The sequence below is a fragment of the Streptomyces sp. NRRL F-5755 genome (genome assembly GCF_001279365.1).
GTDB classification, from domain to species: Bacteria; Actinomycetota; Actinomycetes; order Streptomycetales; family Streptomycetaceae; genus Streptomyces; species Streptomyces rimosus.
In genome coordinates, this window is record NZ_LGCW01000229.1 from 116,831 (window position 1) to 135,880 (window position 19,050).

At 71.5% G+C, this 19,050-nt stretch carries 14 protein-coding genes and 1 pseudogene; 12 read left to right on the top strand and 3 right to left on the bottom strand.

All coding sequences use genetic code 11. From position 1 onward, the window contains the following. Positions 1–48 precede the first annotated feature (48 nt). A complete protein-coding gene (locus ADK86_RS18735; RefSeq protein WP_078575493.1) occupies positions 49–1,041 on the bottom strand; it encodes an aldo/keto reductase in 993 nt (330 codons plus the stop codon). Between the two features lie 87 nt (positions 1,042–1,128). Here ADK86_RS18735 and ADK86_RS18740 point away from each other — a divergent pair, with 87 nt between their 5' ends. From ADK86_RS18740 to ADK86_RS18775, 9 genes and pseudogenes are all read left to right on the top strand, one after another. Beyond that, the gene (locus tag ADK86_RS18740) at positions 1,129–2,091 is read left to right on the top strand and encodes a 2-hydroxyacid dehydrogenase (RefSeq protein ID WP_053697601.1); all 963 of its coding nucleotides are present in this window, start codon (positions 1,129–1,131) and stop codon (positions 2,089–2,091) included. A 332-nt stretch (positions 2,092–2,423) separates the two neighbouring features. Next, positions 2,424–5,429 (top strand): putative bifunctional diguanylate cyclase/phosphodiesterase, encoded by a 3,006-nt coding sequence (locus tag ADK86_RS18745; RefSeq protein WP_053697602.1) that lies wholly within the window; start codon positions 2,424–2,426, stop codon positions 5,427–5,429. Positions 5,430–5,638: 209 nt separating this feature from the next. Further along, positions 5,639–7,507, top strand: a complete 1,869-nt coding sequence (locus ADK86_RS18750) for an acetolactate synthase large subunit (RefSeq protein WP_030592823.1) — start codon at positions 5,639–5,641, stop codon at positions 7,505–7,507. A 45-nt stretch (positions 7,508–7,552) separates the two neighbouring features. Beyond that, on the top strand, positions 7,553–8,077 hold the full coding sequence (ilvN, locus tag ADK86_RS18755) for an acetolactate synthase small subunit (protein WP_003986033.1): 525 nt from the start codon (positions 7,553–7,555) through the stop codon (positions 8,075–8,077). Positions 8,078–8,179: 102 nt separating this feature from the next. Further along, positions 8,180–9,178 (top strand): ketol-acid reductoisomerase, encoded by a 999-nt coding sequence (gene ilvC, locus ADK86_RS18760; protein WP_030592820.1) that lies wholly within the window; start codon positions 8,180–8,182, stop codon positions 9,176–9,178. A gap of 301 nt (positions 9,179–9,479) precedes the next feature. After that, positions 9,480–11,072, top strand: coding sequence for a phosphoglycerate dehydrogenase (gene serA, locus ADK86_RS18765; protein ID WP_030592817.1), 1,593 nt, complete (start codon positions 9,480–9,482; stop codon positions 11,070–11,072). A gap of 266 nt (positions 11,073–11,338) precedes the next feature. After that, on the top strand, positions 11,339–12,310 hold the full coding sequence (locus ADK86_RS18770) for a PRC and DUF2382 domain-containing protein (protein ID WP_063789029.1): 972 nt from the start codon (positions 11,339–11,341) through the stop codon (positions 12,308–12,310). A gap of 199 nt (positions 12,311–12,509) precedes the next feature. Further along, positions 12,510–12,650, top strand: a pseudogene (locus ADK86_RS43835) (TetR/AcrR family transcriptional regulator); the annotation flags it as partial. A gap of 53 nt (positions 12,651–12,703) precedes the next feature. Next, complete coding sequence (locus tag ADK86_RS18775; RefSeq protein WP_053697603.1) at positions 12,704–13,156, top strand: hypothetical protein; 453 nt, start codon at positions 12,704–12,706, stop codon at positions 13,154–13,156. A gap of 586 nt (positions 13,157–13,742) precedes the next feature. Here ADK86_RS18775 and ADK86_RS18780 read toward each other — a convergent pair. Continuing rightward, positions 13,743–15,068 (bottom strand): PucR family transcriptional regulator, encoded by a 1,326-nt coding sequence (locus ADK86_RS18780; protein WP_053697604.1) that lies wholly within the window; start codon positions 15,066–15,068, stop codon positions 13,743–13,745. 265 nt (positions 15,069–15,333) lie between these two features. Between ADK86_RS18780 and ADK86_RS18785 the strand changes: the two genes are divergently transcribed. Further along, complete coding sequence (locus tag ADK86_RS18785; protein ID WP_030592808.1) at positions 15,334–16,260, top strand: proline dehydrogenase family protein; 927 nt, start codon at positions 15,334–15,336, stop codon at positions 16,258–16,260. A gap of 107 nt (positions 16,261–16,367) precedes the next feature. Beyond that, positions 16,368–17,999: an L-glutamate gamma-semialdehyde dehydrogenase gene (gene pruA, locus ADK86_RS18790; protein WP_030592806.1), complete on the top strand. Its 1,632-nt coding sequence runs from the start codon at positions 16,368–16,370 to the stop codon at positions 17,997–17,999. Here pruA and ADK86_RS18795 read toward each other — a convergent pair. Next, positions 17,947–18,564: a Uma2 family endonuclease gene (locus ADK86_RS18795; protein ID WP_053697605.1), complete on the bottom strand. Its 618-nt coding sequence runs from the start codon at positions 18,562–18,564 to the stop codon at positions 17,947–17,949. The two genes, pruA and ADK86_RS18795, sit on opposite strands and share 53 nt — an antisense overlap. A 354-nt stretch (positions 18,565–18,918) precedes the next feature. On the opposite strand from ADK86_RS18795, the gene ADK86_RS45210 reads away from it, so the two are divergent. After that, entirely contained in the window at positions 18,919–19,050 is a 132-nt protein-coding gene (locus ADK86_RS45210; RefSeq protein ID WP_003985226.1) for a hypothetical protein, read from the top strand.

Genomic DNA, 19,050 nt, shown 5'->3' on the forward strand with positions numbered 1-19,050 from the left:
CCAGCGCCCCCCGCCCTGCTACGTTGACGCCAGCGCCCGGCCCCGGAATCAGTCCCAGGACCCCCGCGCCGGCGGCAGCGCCGCGATCTCCGCCAGGTCCCGGCGGTCCAGCACCAGGCCGGCCGCCGCGGCGTTCTCGGCGGCCCAACGTTCCTTCTTCGTCCCCGGTACGGGCACCACATGCCGCCCCTGTGCCAGTACCCACGCCAGCGCCACCTGCCCCGGCGTGGCCCCGTGGCGCGCGCCGACCCGGCGCAGGCCGGCCACCACCGGCTGGTTGGCGGCCATCATCTCGGCCGTGAAGCGCGGGTGCCGGGCCCGTATGTCCTCCGGTTCGAAGCCCTGGCCGGGCGTCAGCGTGCCGGTGAGGAATCCGTTGCCCAGCGGCATCGCGGCGAGGAAACCCACGCCCCGCGTGACGCACCACGGCAGCAGCTGCTCCAGCGCCTCCTTCGACCACACCGACAGCTCCGCCTGCACGCTGCTGACCGGGAACACCTGCTGGACGCGCTCCAGCTGGCGCAGCGTCCCGTCGTACAGCCGCGTGCCCCGGCGGCGTCCGGCGCGCGCGCCCACCGCGCACAGCCCCAGTGACCGCACCTTTCCGGCCGCCACCAGTTCCGCCATCGCGCCCCAGGTCTCCTCGATGGGCACCTCGGGGTCGGTCCGGTGCAGCTGGTAGAGATCGATCACGTCGGTCTGGAGGCGGCGCAGCGAGGCGTCGCAGGCTCGCTTGACGTACCCGGGCCGCCCGTTGGCGACGATGTGCTGCTCGCCCACCAGCAGCCCCACCTTGGTCGAGACGAAAGCCTCCGCGCGGCGCTCCTTCAGGGCCCGGCCGACCAGCAGTTCGTTGGTGAACGGGCCGTACATGTCGGCGGTGTCCAGCAGCGTGCAGCCCCGGTCGAGCGCGGCGTGCACGGCGCGCAGCGAGCCCTCCCCGTTGCGCTGCGACTCGGTGTACCCCCAGCTCATCGGCATGCAGCCGAGTCCGATAGCACCCACTTCGAGCGCTGTAGCCCCGATTGTCCTGCGCTCCACGCGGTCGTGCCTCCATCCCCTCGCCCCCGATCAAGGGCCTGACCAAACTAACGTCTGGGCACGGAGGGCATCGCATAGCCTCTGGCCATGGCACCTGAGGACCCGCGCACCGCCGCGAACGACGTATGGCTCCCGATCCCTCCCGACGAGGTCGGCGGACTCCCGGACCGCTTCCGCTACGTCCATTGGGACGCCGGGCCGGAGTTCCCCGCCGACCCCGCCCGCTGCGCCTTCTATGTGGTCCCGTACATGAAGGGCGCGGAGGCGTCCGTACGACCCTTGCCGGAGATGACCGGCCTGCGGGCTGTACAGACGCTGACCGCCGGCGTCGAGCACATGCTGCCCGCGCTGCCCCACATGCCCCCTGGGGCCCAGCTGTGCAACGCCCGTGGGCTGCACGATGCCAGCACCGCCGAGCTGGCGCTGACTCTCACGCTCGCCGCGCTGCGCGGCATCCCGGACTTCGTCCGCAGCCAGGACGAGGGTCGGTGGGCGACCGGCTTCCGGCCCGCTCTCGCCGACAAGTCGGTGCTCATCGTGGGTTACGGCTCGATCGGCAGTGCGATCGAGGACCGGCTCACGCCTTTCGAGTGTGCGCGGGTGGCACGCATTGCGCGCACCGCACGTGAGACCGTGCGCGGGCCCGTGCTTCCGCTCGCCGAACTGCCCGCCGTGCTGCCCGAGGCGGACGTCGTGATCATCGCGACGCCGCTCACCGACACCACCCGTGGCCTGGTGGGAAGCGATTTCCTGGCGCGGATGAAGGACGGGGCGCTGCTGGTGAACGTCGCGCGCGGCGCCGTCGTGGACACCAAGGCGCTGCTGGCGGAGCTGGAATCCGGGCGGCTGTGCGCGGCACTGGACGTCACCGACCCGGAACCGCTGCCCGCCGGACACCCGTTGTGGCACGCTCCCGGCGTGCTCATCACTCCACACGTCGGTGGCCCCAGCTCTGCCTTCCTGCCCCGCGCGAAGCGTCTCATAAGAGATCAGCTGTCGCGCTTCGCCACCGGCGAGCCCTTGCGCAACGTCGTGGCTACGGCCGGGTGAATCCTGCCCGGACCCCTTGCGGGTAGCTCTACGGGGCCGTACGACTGCACTGGGTATCCGCATCCCGTCCGCAGTCACGCTGCTTAGAGCGGCTATGTCCCTGAGTGACGATCCTGGTGTATCGTCCGAGCGGGGGCCGCGCCGGGAGTGATGCGGCGCAGTGCGAAAGACCGGAACCGAGGGGGGCGACGGGCGATGTACGGCCGATGGACGAATCGCGAAACAAGCACTCCGCGATCACCTGGAGGGACACCTCCGGGGCCCTGGGCGCGTCGGGTGCCACGCGCGCACCGACCACGACGAAGCCCCGCGGCGCACGGGAGGAGAGAGCGGTGAGCGCCACGGGCGCGGTCCTCACCCGGCCGCCGGTGCAGGCCGGCGGGGCCCCGGGCGTGGTGCCGCAGGTCGTGCTCGCGGTGGTCTGCGGCGGCTACGCCCTGGGCGCCGCGCTCGGCTGGGGTTCCTCCGAACTCGCGCTGTTCATGGGCGACTTCGGGCTGAGCCTGGCCGCCTTCGCGGCCGCTGGGTCCTGCTTCCTGTACTCCCGCAGGCACCACGGCCGGTTTCGACCCGCCTGGCTGCTGTTCGCCGCCTCCTCCACGATGGCGGGGCTCGGCAACGGCATCTGGGGCTGGTACGAATTCGTGCTGCGCGAGCCGGTCCCGAGTCCGTCGCTCGCCGACTTCTGCTTCCTGCTCTTCGCACCACCCGCCATCGTCGGCCTGCTCGTCCTTGCCAAGAGGCCCGTGACCAAGGCCGGCTGGGTGTGCCTGGGGCTGGACGCCTGGCTGATCGGCGGCTCGCTGCTGACGCTGTCCTGGAGTCTGGCGCTCGCGCACACCGCGCACTTCCAGGGCCAGAGCGTGCCGCAGGGCGCGCTCGCGCTGGCGTATCCGCTGCTGGACATCGTGCTGGTGAGCATGGTGCTCGCGCTGCACTTCAAGCGCTCCTCGGCGCACCGCTCGGCGATCAACACCGCCATCGCGGCGCTGGCCCTGACGGTGCTGTGCGACGCGCTGTTCAGCTCGCCGCTGCTGCGCGAGCACTACCGCTCCGGTCAGATCCTGGACGCCGGCTGGTTCGCCGGCTCGATGCTGCTGACGTACGCGCCGTGGGTGGCCCGACGGCTGCCCGGCGGCGACAGCGCGCCCGCCGCTCCCGAGCGCTCCGCGCCGCGCACACCGCCGGCGACCTCGGCGGCCACCCGGCCCATCGCCGGCTCGCTCGCCGCGCTCACCCCGTACCTGGCCGCCGCCGTGTGCACCCTGGGCATCCTGTACAACGTCCTGGACGGCCGCCGCATCGACCGCGTGGTGCTCTTCACCGGCTGCACGGTCGTCCTCGCCCTGGTCGTGCGTCAGGGCATCATGCTGCTCGACAACATCACCCTCACGCAGGAACTGGCCCAGAAGGAGAACCACTTCCGTTCCCTGGTCCAGGGCTCCAGCGACGTCATCATGATCGCCGCGCCGACCGGGATACTGCGCTACGTCAGCCCCGCCGCCGCGGGGGTCTACGGCCGGGACGCGGAGGAACTGGAAGGCTCCGAGCTGGCCTCCCTGATCCATCCCGAGGACCTGGGACGCGTGGTGCACGAGGTGCGCAGATTCCTTGCGGCCCGGCCCGAGGAGGAACCGACCACCCGTATCGAGTGCCGGTTCCGGGCGGGGGAGAACCGCCCCGGCGGGGAGAAGTGGCTCAATGTGGAGTCCACGGTCAACCGTCACCACGGCGGCCTGATCTTCAACTCCCGCGACGTCACCGAACGCGTCCGCCTCCAGGCGCAGCTCCAGCACAACGCCTCGCACGACGCGCTCACCGACCTGCCCAACCGGGCCCTGTTCACCGAGCGGGTCAGCCAGGCGCTGACCGGCCGCCGCGCCACCGATCCGGGCACCGCCGTGCTCTACATCGACCTGGACGGCTTCAAGCAGGTCAACGACACCATCGGCCATCAGGCGGGCGACGAACTGCTGATCCAGGCCGCCCGCAGACTGGCCGAATCCGTACGGGCCGGGGATACCGCGGCCCGGCTGGGCGGTGACGAGTTCGCCGCGCTGATCATGGGCGACGGCTCCCGTGACCACACCGCCCGGGAACAGCGCATCCTGGAGGTCGCCGACCGGCTGCGCATCCGGCTCTCCGATCCGTACAAGATCGACGGCCGGGACGTCCGGGTCGCCGCCAGCATCGGCGTCGCCTTCGCCGAGCCGGGCATCACCCCCGGCCCCCTGATGCGCAACGCCGACCTGGCGATGTACCGCGCCAAGCAGGCGGGCAAGGGCTGCGTCAAGCTGTACGCACCCCAGATGCAGGCCGATGTGGTGCGCCGCGCCGAGCTGGCCACCAAGCTGCGCACGGCGCTGCACGACGGCGAGTTCGCGCTGCTGCACCAGCCCGTGGTGGAGCTGGCCGACGGCCGGATCACGGCGGTCGCCGCGCTCGCCCGCTGGCGCTCCGCCCAGGGCATACTTTTCACCCCCGCCGAGTTCCTGCGGGTCGGTGACCGCGGCCGTCTCAAGGAGGACGGCGACCGCACCGCCGAGCTGGGCCGCTGGCAGCTGGAGGAGGCGGTGCAGCAGGCCGCCGGCCGGCACCGGGCGGGCCATCCGGTCCCGGTGGCCGTGCGGATCTCCGCCCACCGGCTGCTGGACCGCGCGCTGCCGCCCAAGAGCATCGAGGCGCTGCTGTCCCGGCACGGCCTGCCGTCCGGGTCACTGGTCCTGGAGCTGGCCGACACCGATCCGCGGATACCTCTGGAGGAGCTGGAGCGGCGTCTGGTCGCCCTGCGCCGCCTGGGGGTGCGGATCGCCCTGGACGGCTTCGGCAGCGGCGCGGCCGCCATCGGCGCGCTGCGCCGGCTGCCCGTCGACGTGCTGCGGCTGGACCGCGACCTGGTCGACGGGGTGGTGGACTCCGCCCGGCTGCACAAGATCACATCGGGGCTGCTGCGGATCGCCGCCGACCTCGGCATGCAGTCCGTCGCGGACGGCGTCGACCTGCCCGAGCAGGTCGTCGCGCTGCGTTCGATGGGCTGCACCCACGGCCAGGGCATGGCCTTCTCCGGGCCGCTGGACGAACACCGGCTGCGCCGCGCGCTGACCCAGGGCGGCTATCCGGTGCCGGGTCCGGGCAGCGAGGGCCGGGCGGTGGTGCTCAGCGGTACGGGCCTGCCCGTACGCCACGTCAAGAAGGGGCGCGAACCGGTGTCACCCGGACGGGTGCTGGGCGAACTGCCCAGGCGATTCGCGCCGGGGGACGGCCGGGACGCAGCGGAGGCGGCCCTGGCGCGGCCTCCGCTGCGCCCGAATAGTGAGACCTCCGTCCCACCCACTTGACACTCGGCTGGCCCCGGGGGGAGGGTCAGTTCCATGCGCACCCGAATTCTCGTACTTGGAAAGCGCGTCGGCTGAAGCTGGGTCCCCTGAAGAAACCCAGCGCTCCGCACCGGCGCGCTCCCCTCGCTTGCCTCACGGCACGAGGGGTTTTTTGTTGCATAACTGCCCCCATACCCCACCAAAACCCTCAGCTTCGAGAAGAGACGCAGATGACCGAGCAGGCCACCGGGGCCCACCATCCGCAGCCGCGGGCCCGTCACTCCGGCGGGGCGCACGCGCCCGCCACCGTGGAGCACGTCACGGGCGCGCAGTCCCTCATCCGTTCGCTCGAAGAGGTCGGGGCCGACACCGTGTTCGGCATTCCGGGGGGCGCCATCCTCCCCGCGTACGACCCGATGATGGACTCCTCGAAGGTCCGCCACGTCCTGGTCCGCCACGAGCAGGGCGCCGGCCACGCCGCCACCGGCTACGCCCAGGCCACCGGCAAGGTCGGCGTCTGCATGGCCACCTCCGGACCCGGTGCCACCAACCTCGTCACGCCGATCGCCGACGCCCACATGGACTCCGTCCCGCTGGTCGCGATCACCGGCCAGGTCGCCTCCAAGGCGATCGGCACCGACGCCTTCCAGGAGGCGGACATCTGCGGCATCACGATGCCGATCACCAAGCACAACTTCCTGGTCACCGACGCGGCCGAGATCCCCCGCACCATCGCCGAGGCGTTCCACATCGCCTCCACGGGCCGCCCGGGCCCGGTCCTGGTGGACATCGCCAAGGACGCCCTCCAGGCGCAGACCACCTTCTCCTGGCCGCCGCACACCGACCTGCCCGGCTACCGCCCGGTGACCAAGCCGCACGCCAAGCAGATCCGCGAGGCCGCCCGGCTGATCACCGAGGCCCGGCGCCCGGTCCTGTACGTCGGCGGCGGCGTGCTGAAGTCCGGCGCCACCGCCGAGCTGAAGGTGCTGGCCGAGCTGACCGGCGCGCCCGTCACCACCACCCTGATGGCCCTGGGTGCCTTCCCCGACACCCACCCGCAGCACCTGGGCATGCCCGGCATGCACGGCACGGTCGCCGCCGTCACGGCCCTGCAGAAGTCCGACCTGATCGTCGCGCTCGGCGCCCGCTTCGACGACCGGGTCACCGGCAAGCTGGACTCCTTCGCCCCGCTGGCCAAGATCGTGCACGCGGACATCGACCCGGCGGAGATCGGCAAGAACCGCGCGGCCGACGTGCCGATCGTCGGTGACGCCCGCGAGGTCATCGCCGACCTGGTCGTCGCCCTCCAGGCCGAGCACGCGGCCGGCCACGGCGCCGACTACAGCGCCTGGTGGAAGGACCTCAACCGCTGGCGCGAGACCTACCCGCTCGGCTACACCCACCCGGACGACGGCAGCCTGGCCCCGCAGCAGGTCATCCAGCGCCTGGGCGAGCTGGCCCCCGAGGGCACCATCTACGCGGCGGGCGTCGGCCAGCACCAGATGTGGGCCGCGCACTTCATCGACTACGACACGCCGTCCACCTGGCTGAACTCCGGAGGTGCCGGGACGATGGGCTACGCCGTCCCGGCCGCGATGGGCGCCAAGGCCGGCCGTCCCGACCGTACGGTCTGGGCCGTCGACGGCGATGGCTGCTTCCAGATGACCAACCAGGAGCTGGTCACCTGCGCGCTGAACAACATCCCGATCAAGGTCGCGATCATCAACAACGGCGCCCTGGGCATGGTCCGCCAGTGGCAGACGCTGTTCTACAACCAGCGCTACTCGAACACCGTCCTGCACAGCGGCCCCGAGGACTGCGCCGCGACGGCGGAGGTGGCCGGCGCCGGCACCCGCGTGCCGGACTTCGTCAAGCTGGCCGAGGCGATGGGCTGCGTCGCGATGCGCTGCGAGGACCCGGCCGAGCTGGACGCGGTGATCGCCAAGGCCAACGCGATCAACGACCGGCCGGTGGTGGTGGACTTCATCGTCCACGAGGACGCCCAGGTCTGGCCGATGGTCGCGGCCGGCACCTCCAACGACGAGGTCATGGCGGCCCGCGGCGTCCGCCCCGACTTCGGCGACAGCGAAGACGACTGAGCCACCGGGACGCGCGAGACGCGGATAGAAGGAAGAAGACCGACCATGTCCAAGCACACGCTCTCCGTCCTGGTGGAGAACACCCCCGGCATCCTGGCCCGGATCGCCGCGCTGTTCTCCCGCCGCGGATTCAACATCGACTCGCTCGCCGTCGGCGTCACCGAGCACCCCGACATCTCCCGCATCACCATCGTGGTGAGTGTCGAATCGCTCCCCCTGGAGCAGGTCACCAAGCAGCTCAACAAGCTCGTCAACGTCCTGAAGATCGTCGAGCTGGAACCCGGCTCCGCGGTCCAGCGGGAACTGGTGCTGGCCAAGGTGCGCGCCGACAACGAGACCCGCTCGCAGATCGTCGAGATCGTGCAGCTCTTCCGCGCCAAGACCGTCGACGTCTCCCCGGACGCGGTGACGATCGAGGCGACCGGCAGCAGCGACAAGCTGGAGGCGATGCTCAAGATGCTGGAGCCGTTCGGCATCAAGGAGTTGGTGCAGTCCGGCACCATCGCCATAGGGCGCGGCGCCCGGTCCATCACGGACCGCTCGCTGCGCGCACTGGACCGCTCCGCCTGAGCGTACGGGCCCGTACGGACCGTATCGCGAGACCCCTGAACCATTCCTGACGAGCCCGACGTAATGTGTCGGCAACCAGCTAGATCCAAGGAGATACCCGAAGTGGCCGAGCTGTTCTACGACGACGACGCCGACCTGTCCATCATCCAGGGCCGCAAGGTCGCGGTTCTCGGCTACGGCAGCCAGGGCCACGCCCACGCCCTGTCCCTGCGCGACTCGGGCGTCGACGTGCGCGTCGGTCTGCACGAGGGCTCCAAGTCGAAGGTCAAGGCCGAGGAGCAGGGGCTGCGCGTGGTCAGCCCCGCCGAGGCGGCCGAAGAGGCCGACGTCATCATGATCCTGGTGCCGGACCCGATCCAGGCCAAGGTCTACGAGGAGTCCGTCAAGGACCACCTCAAGGACGGCGACGCGCTGTTCTTCGGCCACGGCCTGAACATCCGCTACGGCTTCATCAAGCCCCCGCAGGGCGTCGACGTGTGCATGGTCGCCCCCAAGGGCCCGGGCCACCTGGTGCGCCGCCAGTACGAGGAGGGCCGCGGCGTGCCGTGCATCGCGGCCGTCGAGCAGGACGCCTCCGGCAACGCCTTCGCGCTGGCCCTGTCGTACGCCAAGGCCATCGGCGGCACCCGCGCCGGCGTCATCAAGACCACCTTCACCGAGGAGACCGAGACCGACCTCTTCGGCGAGCAGGCGGTGCTCTGCGGCGGCGCCTCGGCGCTGGTCAAGGCGGGCTTCGAGACGCTGGTCGAGGCCGGCTACCAGCCGGAGATCGCGTACTTCGAGTGCCTCCACGAGCTGAAGCTGATCGTGGACCTGATGTACGAGGGCGGCCTGGAGAAGATGCGCTGGTCGGTCTCCGAGACCGCCGAGTGGGGCGACTACGTCACCGGCCCGCGGATCGTCAACGACGCCACCAAGGCCGAGATGAAGAAGGTGCTCGCCGAGATCCAGGACGGCACCTTCGCGAACAACTGGATGGCGGAGTACAACGCCGGTCTGCCGAAGTACAACGAGTACAAGAAGGCCGACGAGGACCACCTGCTGGAGACCACCGGCAAGAAGCTCCGCAAGCTCATGAGCTGGGTCGACGAGGAGCAGTAAGCCGTTCGGCGCGGGGCCGTGGCACACGCCGCGGCCCCGTTCGCCATGACGGCCGGCCGCACCCGCACCGCGGTGTTGTCCATCCCGTCACACCACTGCCGGGTGATCCTTCCGAAACGGCGGATGAACGGAAGAGGCCCGCCACTACACTGCACAGCACAAGCGCGTCAGGCTCACAGCGTCGTGCGTCTTCCACGCGGCTGCCCCCCTTCACCGCCTTCGGCCGTCGGGACGGCCGTCCTCCCCCGTTGCCGCAAGGGGTACGGGAGGGGCCCCCAGGATTAGTGAGGATGAAGACCACGTGAGCTCGAAACCTGTCGTTCTGATCGCCGAGGAACTCTCGCCCGCCACCGTCGACGCCCTCGGCCCGGACTTCGAGATCCGGCACTGCAACGGCGCCGACCGCGCGGAGCTGCTGCCGGCCATCGCCGACGTCGACGCGATCCTCGTGCGCAGCGCCACCAAGGTGGACGCCGAGGCCATCGCCGCCGCCCGCAAGCTGAAGGTCATCGCCCGCGCCGGCGTCGGCCTGGACAATGTCGATGTCTCCGCCGCCACCAAGGCCGGCGTGATGGTCGTCAACGCGCCGACCTCCAACATCGTCACCGCCGCCGAGCTGGCCTGCGGCCTGCTGATCGCCACCGCCCGCAACATCCCGCAGGCCAACACCGCGCTGAAGAACGGCGAGTGGAAGCGCAGCAAGTACACCGGCGTCGAGCTGTCCGAGAAGGTCCTCGGCGTGGTCGGCCTCGGCCGGATCGGCGTGCTGGTCGCGCAGCGCATGTCCGCCTTCGGCATGAAGATCGTCGCGTACGACCCGTATGTGCAGCCCGCCCGTGCCGCGCAGATGGGCGTCAAGCTGGTCTCCCTGGAGGAGCTGCTGGAGGTCTCGGACTTCATCACCGTCCACCTCCCCAAGACCCCCGAGACCATCGGCCTGATCGGCGACGACGCGCTGCGCAAGGTCAAGCCGACGGTGCGCGTCGTCAACGCCGCGCGCGGCGGCATCGTGGACGAGACCGCGCTGGCCAGCGCCCTCAAGGAGGGCCGGGTGGCCGGCGCCGGCCTGGATGTGTACGCCACCGAGCCCTGCACCGACTCCCCGCTGTTCGAGTTCGACCAGGTCGTCGCCACCCCGCACCTGGGCGCCTCGACCGGTGAGGCGCAGGAGAAGGCGGGCATCGCGGTCGCCAAGTCGGTGCGCCTGGCGCTGGCGGGCGAGCTGGTGCCGGACGCGGTCAACGTCCAGGGCGGCGTGATCGCCGAGGACGTCAAGCCGGGGCTGCCGCTGGCCGAGCGCCTCGGCCGGATCTTCACCGCGCTGGCCGGCGAGGTCGCGGTCCGCCTCGACGTCGAGGTGTACGGCGAGATCACCCAGCACGACGTCAAGGTGCTGGAACTGTCCGCGCTCAAGGGCGTGTTCGAGGACGTGGTCGCCGAGACCGTCTCGTATGTGAACGCCCCGCTGTTCGCGCAGGAGCGCGGCGTCGAGGTGCGCCTGACCACCAGCAGCGAGTCGGCCGAGCACCGCAACGTGGTCACGGTGCGCGGCACCCTCGCGGGCGGCGACGAGATCTCCATCTCCGGCACGCTGGCCGGCAACAAGAACCAGCAGAAGATCGTCGCGGTCGGCGAGCACTCCATCGACCTCGCGCTCGCCGACCACATGGCCTTCCTGCGCTACGGCGACCGCCCCGGCGTGGTCGGCACCCTCGGCCGGATCCTCGGCGAGGCGGGCATCAACATCGCGGGCATGCAGGTCTCCCGGGCCGACGCGGGCGGCGAGGCGCTGGTCGCGCTGACCGTGGACGACACCATCCCGCCGGCGGTGCTGGCCGAGATCGCCGAGGAGATCGGCGCCACCTCGGCGCGCGCGGTCAACCTCACGGACTGACGCCACGGCCGGACCGTGCACCACCGGGCCCGGACCCCCGCTGCGGCGGGAGTTCGGGCCCGGTGCCGTACGGGTTGTCGGGGCCTATGGGGTGATCCCGCAACGATTCACCCGTTCGGCGTAGCGCGGGGCGATGCCCGGCGCCCCGGAAACACGCCGCCGGACCGGTGTTCCGGGGGTTTTCCGACTCGCTGCGCTTCGCGGGGCGACGCGCAATGGGAACTGCGCGTGCCCCCTGCCGGCGCGTGCGGAAGGAGAGCGACGCCATGAACGCACCCCTGGGTGAGAACCCTCAGGAGCTGACCGGCAAGAACGTGGTCGACGCGGAGGGCACCAAGGTGGGCTCGGTCCAGCAGGTATACCGGGACGACGCCACCGACAGGCCCGAGTGGATCACCGTGCGGACCGGTCTGTTCGGCATGAAGGAGACCTTCGTACCGCTCGCCGGTGCCCGGCGCGTGGGCGACGAATGCCAGGTTCCGTACACCAAGGACCAGATCAAGGACGCGCCGCGGATCGACGCGGACGGCCACCTGGAACCGGGCGAGGAGGAGCGGCTGTACCGGCACTACGGGATAGCGCGTCCGGGCACCGCGCCGTCCGGCACGGTACCGGGCCGCACCACGACCACCGGTGCCGGAATGGGCACCGCCGGAGCCGCCGGAGCGCCCGGCATGCGCCCGCCGGAGGAGCGCCGCCGGGAGCGGGCCGAGTCCAGGCCGCTGGCGGGTGCCGGGGCCGGTGCCATGGCCATGTCCCGCGGCCGGGACACCGACGCGCGCGCCAAGGAGCAGAACCCGGAGATGATCATCTCCGAGGAGCACGTCGAGCTGGGCACCGAGGCGCACGAGGCGGGCCATGCCCGGCTGCGCAAGCACGTGACCACCGAGGAGGTGCACCGCACCGTTCCGGTCAGCCACGACGAGGCGCGCATCCGGCGCGAGAAGATCAGCGAAGAGGAGCGCCGCAAGGGCCGCACCGAGCAGCCCGAGCTCGGCGACGGCGAGCTCGACGTCACGCTCTACGAGGAGCAGGTCGTCGTACGCAAGGAGAACGTGCCCGTCGAGCGCGTCCGGCTGGAGACCGAGCGGGTCACCGAGCAGCAGGAGGTCAACACCGAAGTCCACCGCGAAGAGGTGGAGTTCGACGACGGCAAGGGCACCGGCCGGCGCGGCCGCCGGGGCCGGGGCGGCCCGGGTCCGGAGCGGGGCGGCATGGGGCCCGAGCGGGGCCGGTAGGGAGGCACGCGAGGCGCCGCCGCTTCCGGCGGTTCCGCCGTACGGAGAGCCCGGCCCGCCGCACCGCGTGTGTGGCGGGCCGGTTCCGTACGGGCGGGGGCGTACCGCGGCCCTCCGTAGATATAAGGGCGTGTCATAGGCGGACAGCCGTATGAGACGCCCGTACAGGACAGGTGTCCGGCGGGCCTGGGCTGACCGCATGGGACACCGCGAAGACCTGTGGGAAGGCGCCAAGCGCTGCCTGCTCGACAAGGGGTACGCACGCACCACCGCCCGCGACATCGTGGCCGCCTCCGGCGCCGACCTGGCCTCCATCGGTTGCCACTACGGCCCCAAGGAGATCGACTCCCGTTCCCCGTGACGGCGACCCACTCGTGCGAGGTTCCTGACTGAATGTTCAGTCAGCACCTCTCCCAGGTCGAGGTGCTCGGCCTGCTTCCCCGCGACCCCGGGCTGCGCACCGCGCCGGCCTCGGTCCTGCCGGAGGGCGGCGAGGGGCTGGTCGCGGTCTTCGAGGGCGTGCCGGACAGCGCGGTCGACGCGGAGACGGCGCGCGTCGTCGGCTCCTTCTATCAGGCGCTGCTCACCGGTCTGATGGTGCAGTCCCTGATCACTCCCGGGTCGGTGCCCTCGGGCGGGGACCTCGTGGAGGCGATGCGGCGGGTCCTGTCGAGATCGGTGCTCGGGCCGCGCGCGGGGCCTGCGGAAGGTGAAGGCGGCGCGACGGGTGAGGAAAGTGCCGGGGGAAGGGCCGGGCGGTCTAGGACCGGGGTGGACCGGCCGGTTCCTGTTGGTACGAGGGTCCGCCCGCACCGCGTTCGCCCCTGGTGGTCAACCGGCCGATAGCGTTCGGTATTTGACCGTGTGCCACTTGTCCGGACGCGCCGCCAGGTTCTAGGCTCACCGTACGGGACCAGGCAGCAGCTGCCGCCGGGCCCGGATCTCCCAGACCCAGAGGTCGCCGAGCAGTTCCCACCCATGACCGGCCGGAGATCCGCGCCACGCAGCGAACGAAAGCGACTCCGGCCCCGCCCTTCCCGGCCTGTCCAGCCAGGGGCCCTCCCGCGCGCCCCCGGCCCACCAGGAAGGGCGGTCAGTGCCGGGTGAGGGGGAAGAGGAGCCCCGTCGCCCGGTACCGGTCGCCGCCGGTTCCGGTTCTTCTCCCGGCGGCGGCCGCACCCTGTGCGGACAGCCCGATTCCCCTCAGGATTCCGGATGCCCGCAGACTCACATCGTGCGTCCGGACCCCTCGTCTGTCCAGTACTCAACAATGCGTATTCGCGTGCGGGCCGTTGGGGGCGGAGGCCGTGCACGCTCGCGGCGCGCGAGCCGGAGCGATCTACAGCGCCGCCCCGCTCGACCACCGGACCGGGGCGCCCCCGGCACATGCCACCGCCACCCCACTACGGCGCCGGTGCCCGCCGCCATCGCCTCACAATCGCGCCGTCTTCAGCGCCATGTGCAGCAGCAGCCGGTCCCCGCCCTCGTCCAGGTCCAGTCCGGTCAGCTTCTCGACGCGGCCGAGCCGGTAGTAAAGCGTCTGGCGGTGGATACCGAGTGCCTGGGCGGCGCGGCCCGCCTGGCCCGCGCAGTCGAGGAACACCTCGGCGGTACGGGCGAGTTCGCTGTGCGCGGGCGTCAGCAAAGGGCGGACGGCCGAGTCCGGTTCGGCCGACGGCAGGCCGGTCAGCAGGCGGTACGAGCCGATGGCGGTCCATTCGGCCACCGGGCCCAGCCGCGGCTCGGCGCGCGCGGCCCGCGCCGCGGCCAGCGCCTCGTGCCAGGTGGTGGGCAATCCGGCCAACTCCCGTACGGGCGTACCGAGCCCGGCGGCGCCCGGCAACGTACGGGAACCGGCCCCGGACGGCGCCAGGCCCCCGCCCGCGCGCGGGGAGCGCAGCAGGTGCTCGGCCACCGTGTGGGCCGCGGCGAGGGAGGACGGCGAGCGCAGCCGTACGAGTGCCGCGAGGGACGGGGCGTCGGCGGTCGCGCGCGGCGGGGCGGAAGCGGTGCGGCGTGCCGCCGGGGAGGACGGGGCGGCGGACGGGGCCGGGTGCGGGGCCTCGGCGCCGTTCGCGGAGCCGTTCGCGGACGCATTGGTGGCGGGCAGTGCGCAGGCGGCGAGCAGCCCCGGCAGATTGGGCAGCGGGGCCTGATCGGCCTCCGGGACGTCCCACGGCGTCACTGCGACCACCACCAGGGGCGCGTCCGCAGGGGAGCGCAGCCCGTCGCGCAGTGCCGCCGCCGCGGAGGACCGCTCCCCGGGCCGCGACAGCAGCAGCGCGCGCAGCAGGTCGCCCAGCTCGGCGCCCGCGCGTGCCTCCGCCGCCAGCAGGGCGCCGATGCCCGCGGCCGACTCCATCGCCTGCTCGATCCGCGGGTCCGGCGGCGTCCCGCCCCCGCCCAGCTCCAGGTCGGTCAGGTGGCCGTCGTCCAGCAGCCAGACGTAGCCGTGGACGATGCCGCGATGGCGTACGGGCAGGCAGATGCGCCCCTTGAAGACGCCGGCCGCCGGGTCGGGCGGGATGCGCAGCGCCGTCGTCGCGCGGGCGATGCCGAACGCCTCGAACCAGGCCCGTACGGCCGCCGTCGAGCGGCGCTGGAGGATCGACCGGGTCCGTACCGGGTCCATGACCAGGTCGTCGTCGCCTTCGTGGGCGCCGAAGGCGATCAGCCCGAAATCGCGGTCCTCAAGGGTGGCCGGTGCGCCGAGGGCGGCCGAGATCTCGTCCACGAGCTGCTGGTAATCGCCCCGCATGCGCCGCGCGGCTCCTTTCCGGTCGCACTCCGGGGCCGTACGCCGCCGGTGTCCGTGCGGTCACCGGTGGACGGGTGTCCACCGGTGCCTTTGTGGTCGTTCTCCATTCTCATACATCTGTCTGAGATGTCGGCCACGAAGGCCAGACAGCTGTCCATGGCCGGGAAGTGGCGAGATCCTTAAGTTTCAGGTGGCTCATCTTGCCGTCGCGCCCGCCTGCCCGGCGCCCGTCCGGCAATGTCATCCTGAATCGTGGAGGTGCCCCGTGCTGGGTCCCGTGCTTCTCGCAGCAGCGCGCAGCGACAGCATCCGCCGTATCGTTTCGGCCGCTCCGGTCACCCGCCCGGTCGTGGACCGCTTCGTCGCCGGCGAGGAGCTGGACGCGTCCATGGCCGCCGTACGGTCCCTCGCCGACCGCGGTATGGAGGTCACCCTCGACCACCTCGGCGAGGACATCACCGACCCGGCCGAGGCGCTGCGCAACCGCGACGCCTACCTCCGCCTGACCGCCGCCCTGAAGGACCTGGGCCTCGGCGAGCGCGCCGAGATGTCGGTCAAGCTCTCCGCCTTCGGACAGGCCCTGCCCGGCGGCCACGACCTGGCGCTGAAGAACGTCACCCCGGTCGTCGAGGCCGCCGCCGAGGCCGGCACCACGGTCACCCTCGACATGGAGGACCACACCACGGTCGACTCGACCCTGGCGATCCTCGGCGAGCTGCGGGCCCGCTTCCCGCAGACCGGCGCGGTGGTCCAGTCCTACCTCTTCCGCACCGAGGAGGACTGCCACGCGCTGGCCGGGGAAGGCTCCCGCGTGCGCCTGGTCAAGGGCGCCTACAAGGAGCCCGCGACGGTCGCGTTCCAGGACAAGCGGGAGGTCGACAAGGCGTATGTACGCTGCCTGAAGATCCTGATGGCGGGCAAGGGCTACCCGATGATCGGGTCGCACGACCCGCGGATGGTGGCGATAGGCCAGGAGCTGGCCCGCCGCTTCGGCCGCAAGCCCGCCGAGTACGAATTCCAGATGCTCTACGGCATCCGCGAGGCCGAGCAGCAGCGCCTGGTCGCGGAAGGCCACCGGATGCGCGTCTACATCCCGTACGGCACCGACTGGTACGGCTACTTCATGCGGCGCCTCGCCGAGCGGCCCGCCAACCTCGCGTTCTTCCTGCGCTCGCTCGCCACCAAGGGCTGAGCCAGGCGTCCGGCCCCCGCCGGACCGCATGCGCCGGGCCGCCGCCGCGGCCGGGCGCCCCACAACTTGACGCACCCGCACACCCCCGACCGAAGGAGACGGCCGACATGGACGCCGTGACCCACGTCCCCGCCCCGTACAACGAGCCGGTGCACGGCTACGCCCCCGGTTCCCCCGAGCGGGCGCGCCTGGAGGCCAAGCTCAAGGAGCTGGCCGAGAACCCCATCGAGCTGCCGATGACCATCAACGGCGAGAAGCGGATGGGCGGCGGCGAGCGCTTCGACGTCGTGCAGCCGCACAACCACAAGGCGGTCATCGGCACGTACGCCAACGCCACCCGCCAGGACGCCCAGGACGCCATCGACGCCGCCCTGGCCGCCGCCCCGGCCTGGCGCGCCATGTCCTTCGACGACCGCGCCGCGATCCTGCTCAAGGCCGCGGACCTGCTGTCCGGCCCGTGGCGCGAGACCATCGCGGCCTCCACCATGCTCGGCCAGTCCAAGACCGCCCAGCAGGCCGAGATCGACGCGCCCTGCGAGCTGGTGGACTTCTGGCGCTTCAACGTCCACTTCGCGCGCGAACTGCTCCAGGAGCAGCCGCCCATCCAGCCGAACGGCGTCTGGAACCGCCTGGACCACCGCCCGCTGGAGGGCTTCGTCTACGCGATCACGCCCTTCAACTTCACCGCCATCGCCGGCAACCTGCCGACCGCACCCGCCCTGATGGGCAACGTCGTCGTCTGGAAGCCGTCCCCCACGCAGACCCACTCCGCGATCCTGCTCATGCAGCTCCTGGAGGAGGCCGGCCTGCCCAAGGGCGTCATCAACCTGGTGACCGGTGACGGCAAGGAGGTCTCCGAGGTCGCGCTGCCGCATCCGGAGCTGGCCGGCGTCCACTTCACCGGCTCCACCGCCACCTTCCAGTACCTGTGGAAGGCGGTCGGCGAGAACATCACGAACTACCGCTCCTACCCGCGCCTGGTCGGCGAGACCGGCGGCAAGGACTTCATCGTCGCCCACCCGACCGCCGACCCGGCGATCCTGAAGACCGCCATCACCCGTGGCGCCTTCGAGTACCAGGGCCAGAAGTGCTCCGCGGCCTCCCGCGCCTACATCGCGCGTTCCCTGTGGGAGGGCGGCTTCAAGGACGACCTGGTCGCCGAGGTCGAGGGCCTGACCATGGGCGACGTCACCGACCTGTCGAACTTCATCGGCGCCGTCATCGACGACCGCTCCTTCGCCAAGAACAAGGCCGCGATCGACCGCGCCAAGCAGGACCCGACGTGCGAGATCGTCGCGGGCGGCACGTACGACGACTCGGTGGGCTACTTCGTGCGCCCGACCGTGATCGTCTGCTCCGACCCGGAGAACGAGGTCTTCAAGACCGAGTACTTCGGCCCGATCATCGCCGTCCACGTCTACGAGGACGCCGACTTCGACGCGATGCTGGAGCAGATGGAGTCCGCCTCGGCGTACGCCCTGACCGGCGCCGTCCTCGCCCAGGACCGCCAGGTCCTCGTCGAGGCGTCGGAGAAGCTGCGCTTCGCGGCCGGCAACTTCTACCTCAACGACCGCCCCACCGGCTCCATCGTCGGCCAGCAGCCCTTCGGCGGCGGCCGCGCCTCCGGCACCAACGACAAGGCCGGCTCCAAGTTCAACCTCATCCGCTGGATGTCCCCCCGCGCCATCAAGGAGACGATGGTCGCCCCGACGGACTACCGGTACCCGCACATGGGCTGAGCTGTAGCCCCGTAGTACGCGGACGGCCCGGCGCCCCCTTGGTGGGGGGCCGGGCCGTCGGCGTGGGGTCAGCGGTCGGCGCATGGGGGGCGGTGAGTACGGTGACGGTGCCGCGACCGTCGTAGTCATCGATGAGGACGTACACGGGGATGCCCGCCCGCGCGTAGGCGCGACGCTTGCGGTAGCGGTCGCGGGTGATGTCGTCCTGGCCCGGGGCGACCACCTCGGCGATCACGGGGACGGCGGACGTACGGATGCCGACGTCCTGGGCGTCGTCCCCATCGGCGTTCCTGAGCGCGATCAGGACGTCCGGGGCCCAGACGCTCCGGCGATGCACCACGTACATGCACTGGTAGGGCATGTACGGACTGCCGGCCAGGTGTCCACCGAGAGCGTCGCGGAGCCTGTTGGCTCTCCGAGCCTGCGTACACTGCCCCGTCCGCCACACCTCGATGGCTCCCTCGACGATCTCCGCGCGAAAGCCCTCAGGGGCTTCCAGGGCCTCCCATGCCTGCCACAGGGCCTCATCGAGTTCCGAGGGAACGTCGGGGGCGAGCGCCGTCACGACGTGGCTTCTCCTTGCGTCCGGGAGCGCGCCCGGCCCCATGGCACAAGCGACGCCGTCACGCTACGGAGCCGTGTCCCCGCCCGCGCCCCGACCTCGAACAATCACCCGATCGTGCACCTCAGGCCATCGCCCGTCTCAAATAGTAGGAAGCCCAAGTAATTGTGCAGACAGCACGGCGTTGCTGGCTTAGCGTTGTAGAAGCTGAACGTTCCGCTCGATCGAGCGGTGGCGGGTGCGGCCCGGCTGTGTGGGCAGGTGATCCCTGCTGTGCCGAGGCCCCCGCGCTTTTCGGCCGTTTCCGGAAGGACGCTTCCGTTTCATTTCTCGGGGCTTTGGCGTTGGAGGCGCATCATGACCAAGACCGCTGTCCGCAGAATCCGGCACTCCGCCCGTGCGACCAACGAGGCCGACCGCAAGAACGCCGCCGCCGCGCTCCAGCGGGCGCTCGACCGCCGCGACAACGGCGGCTCGACCGGGCACTGA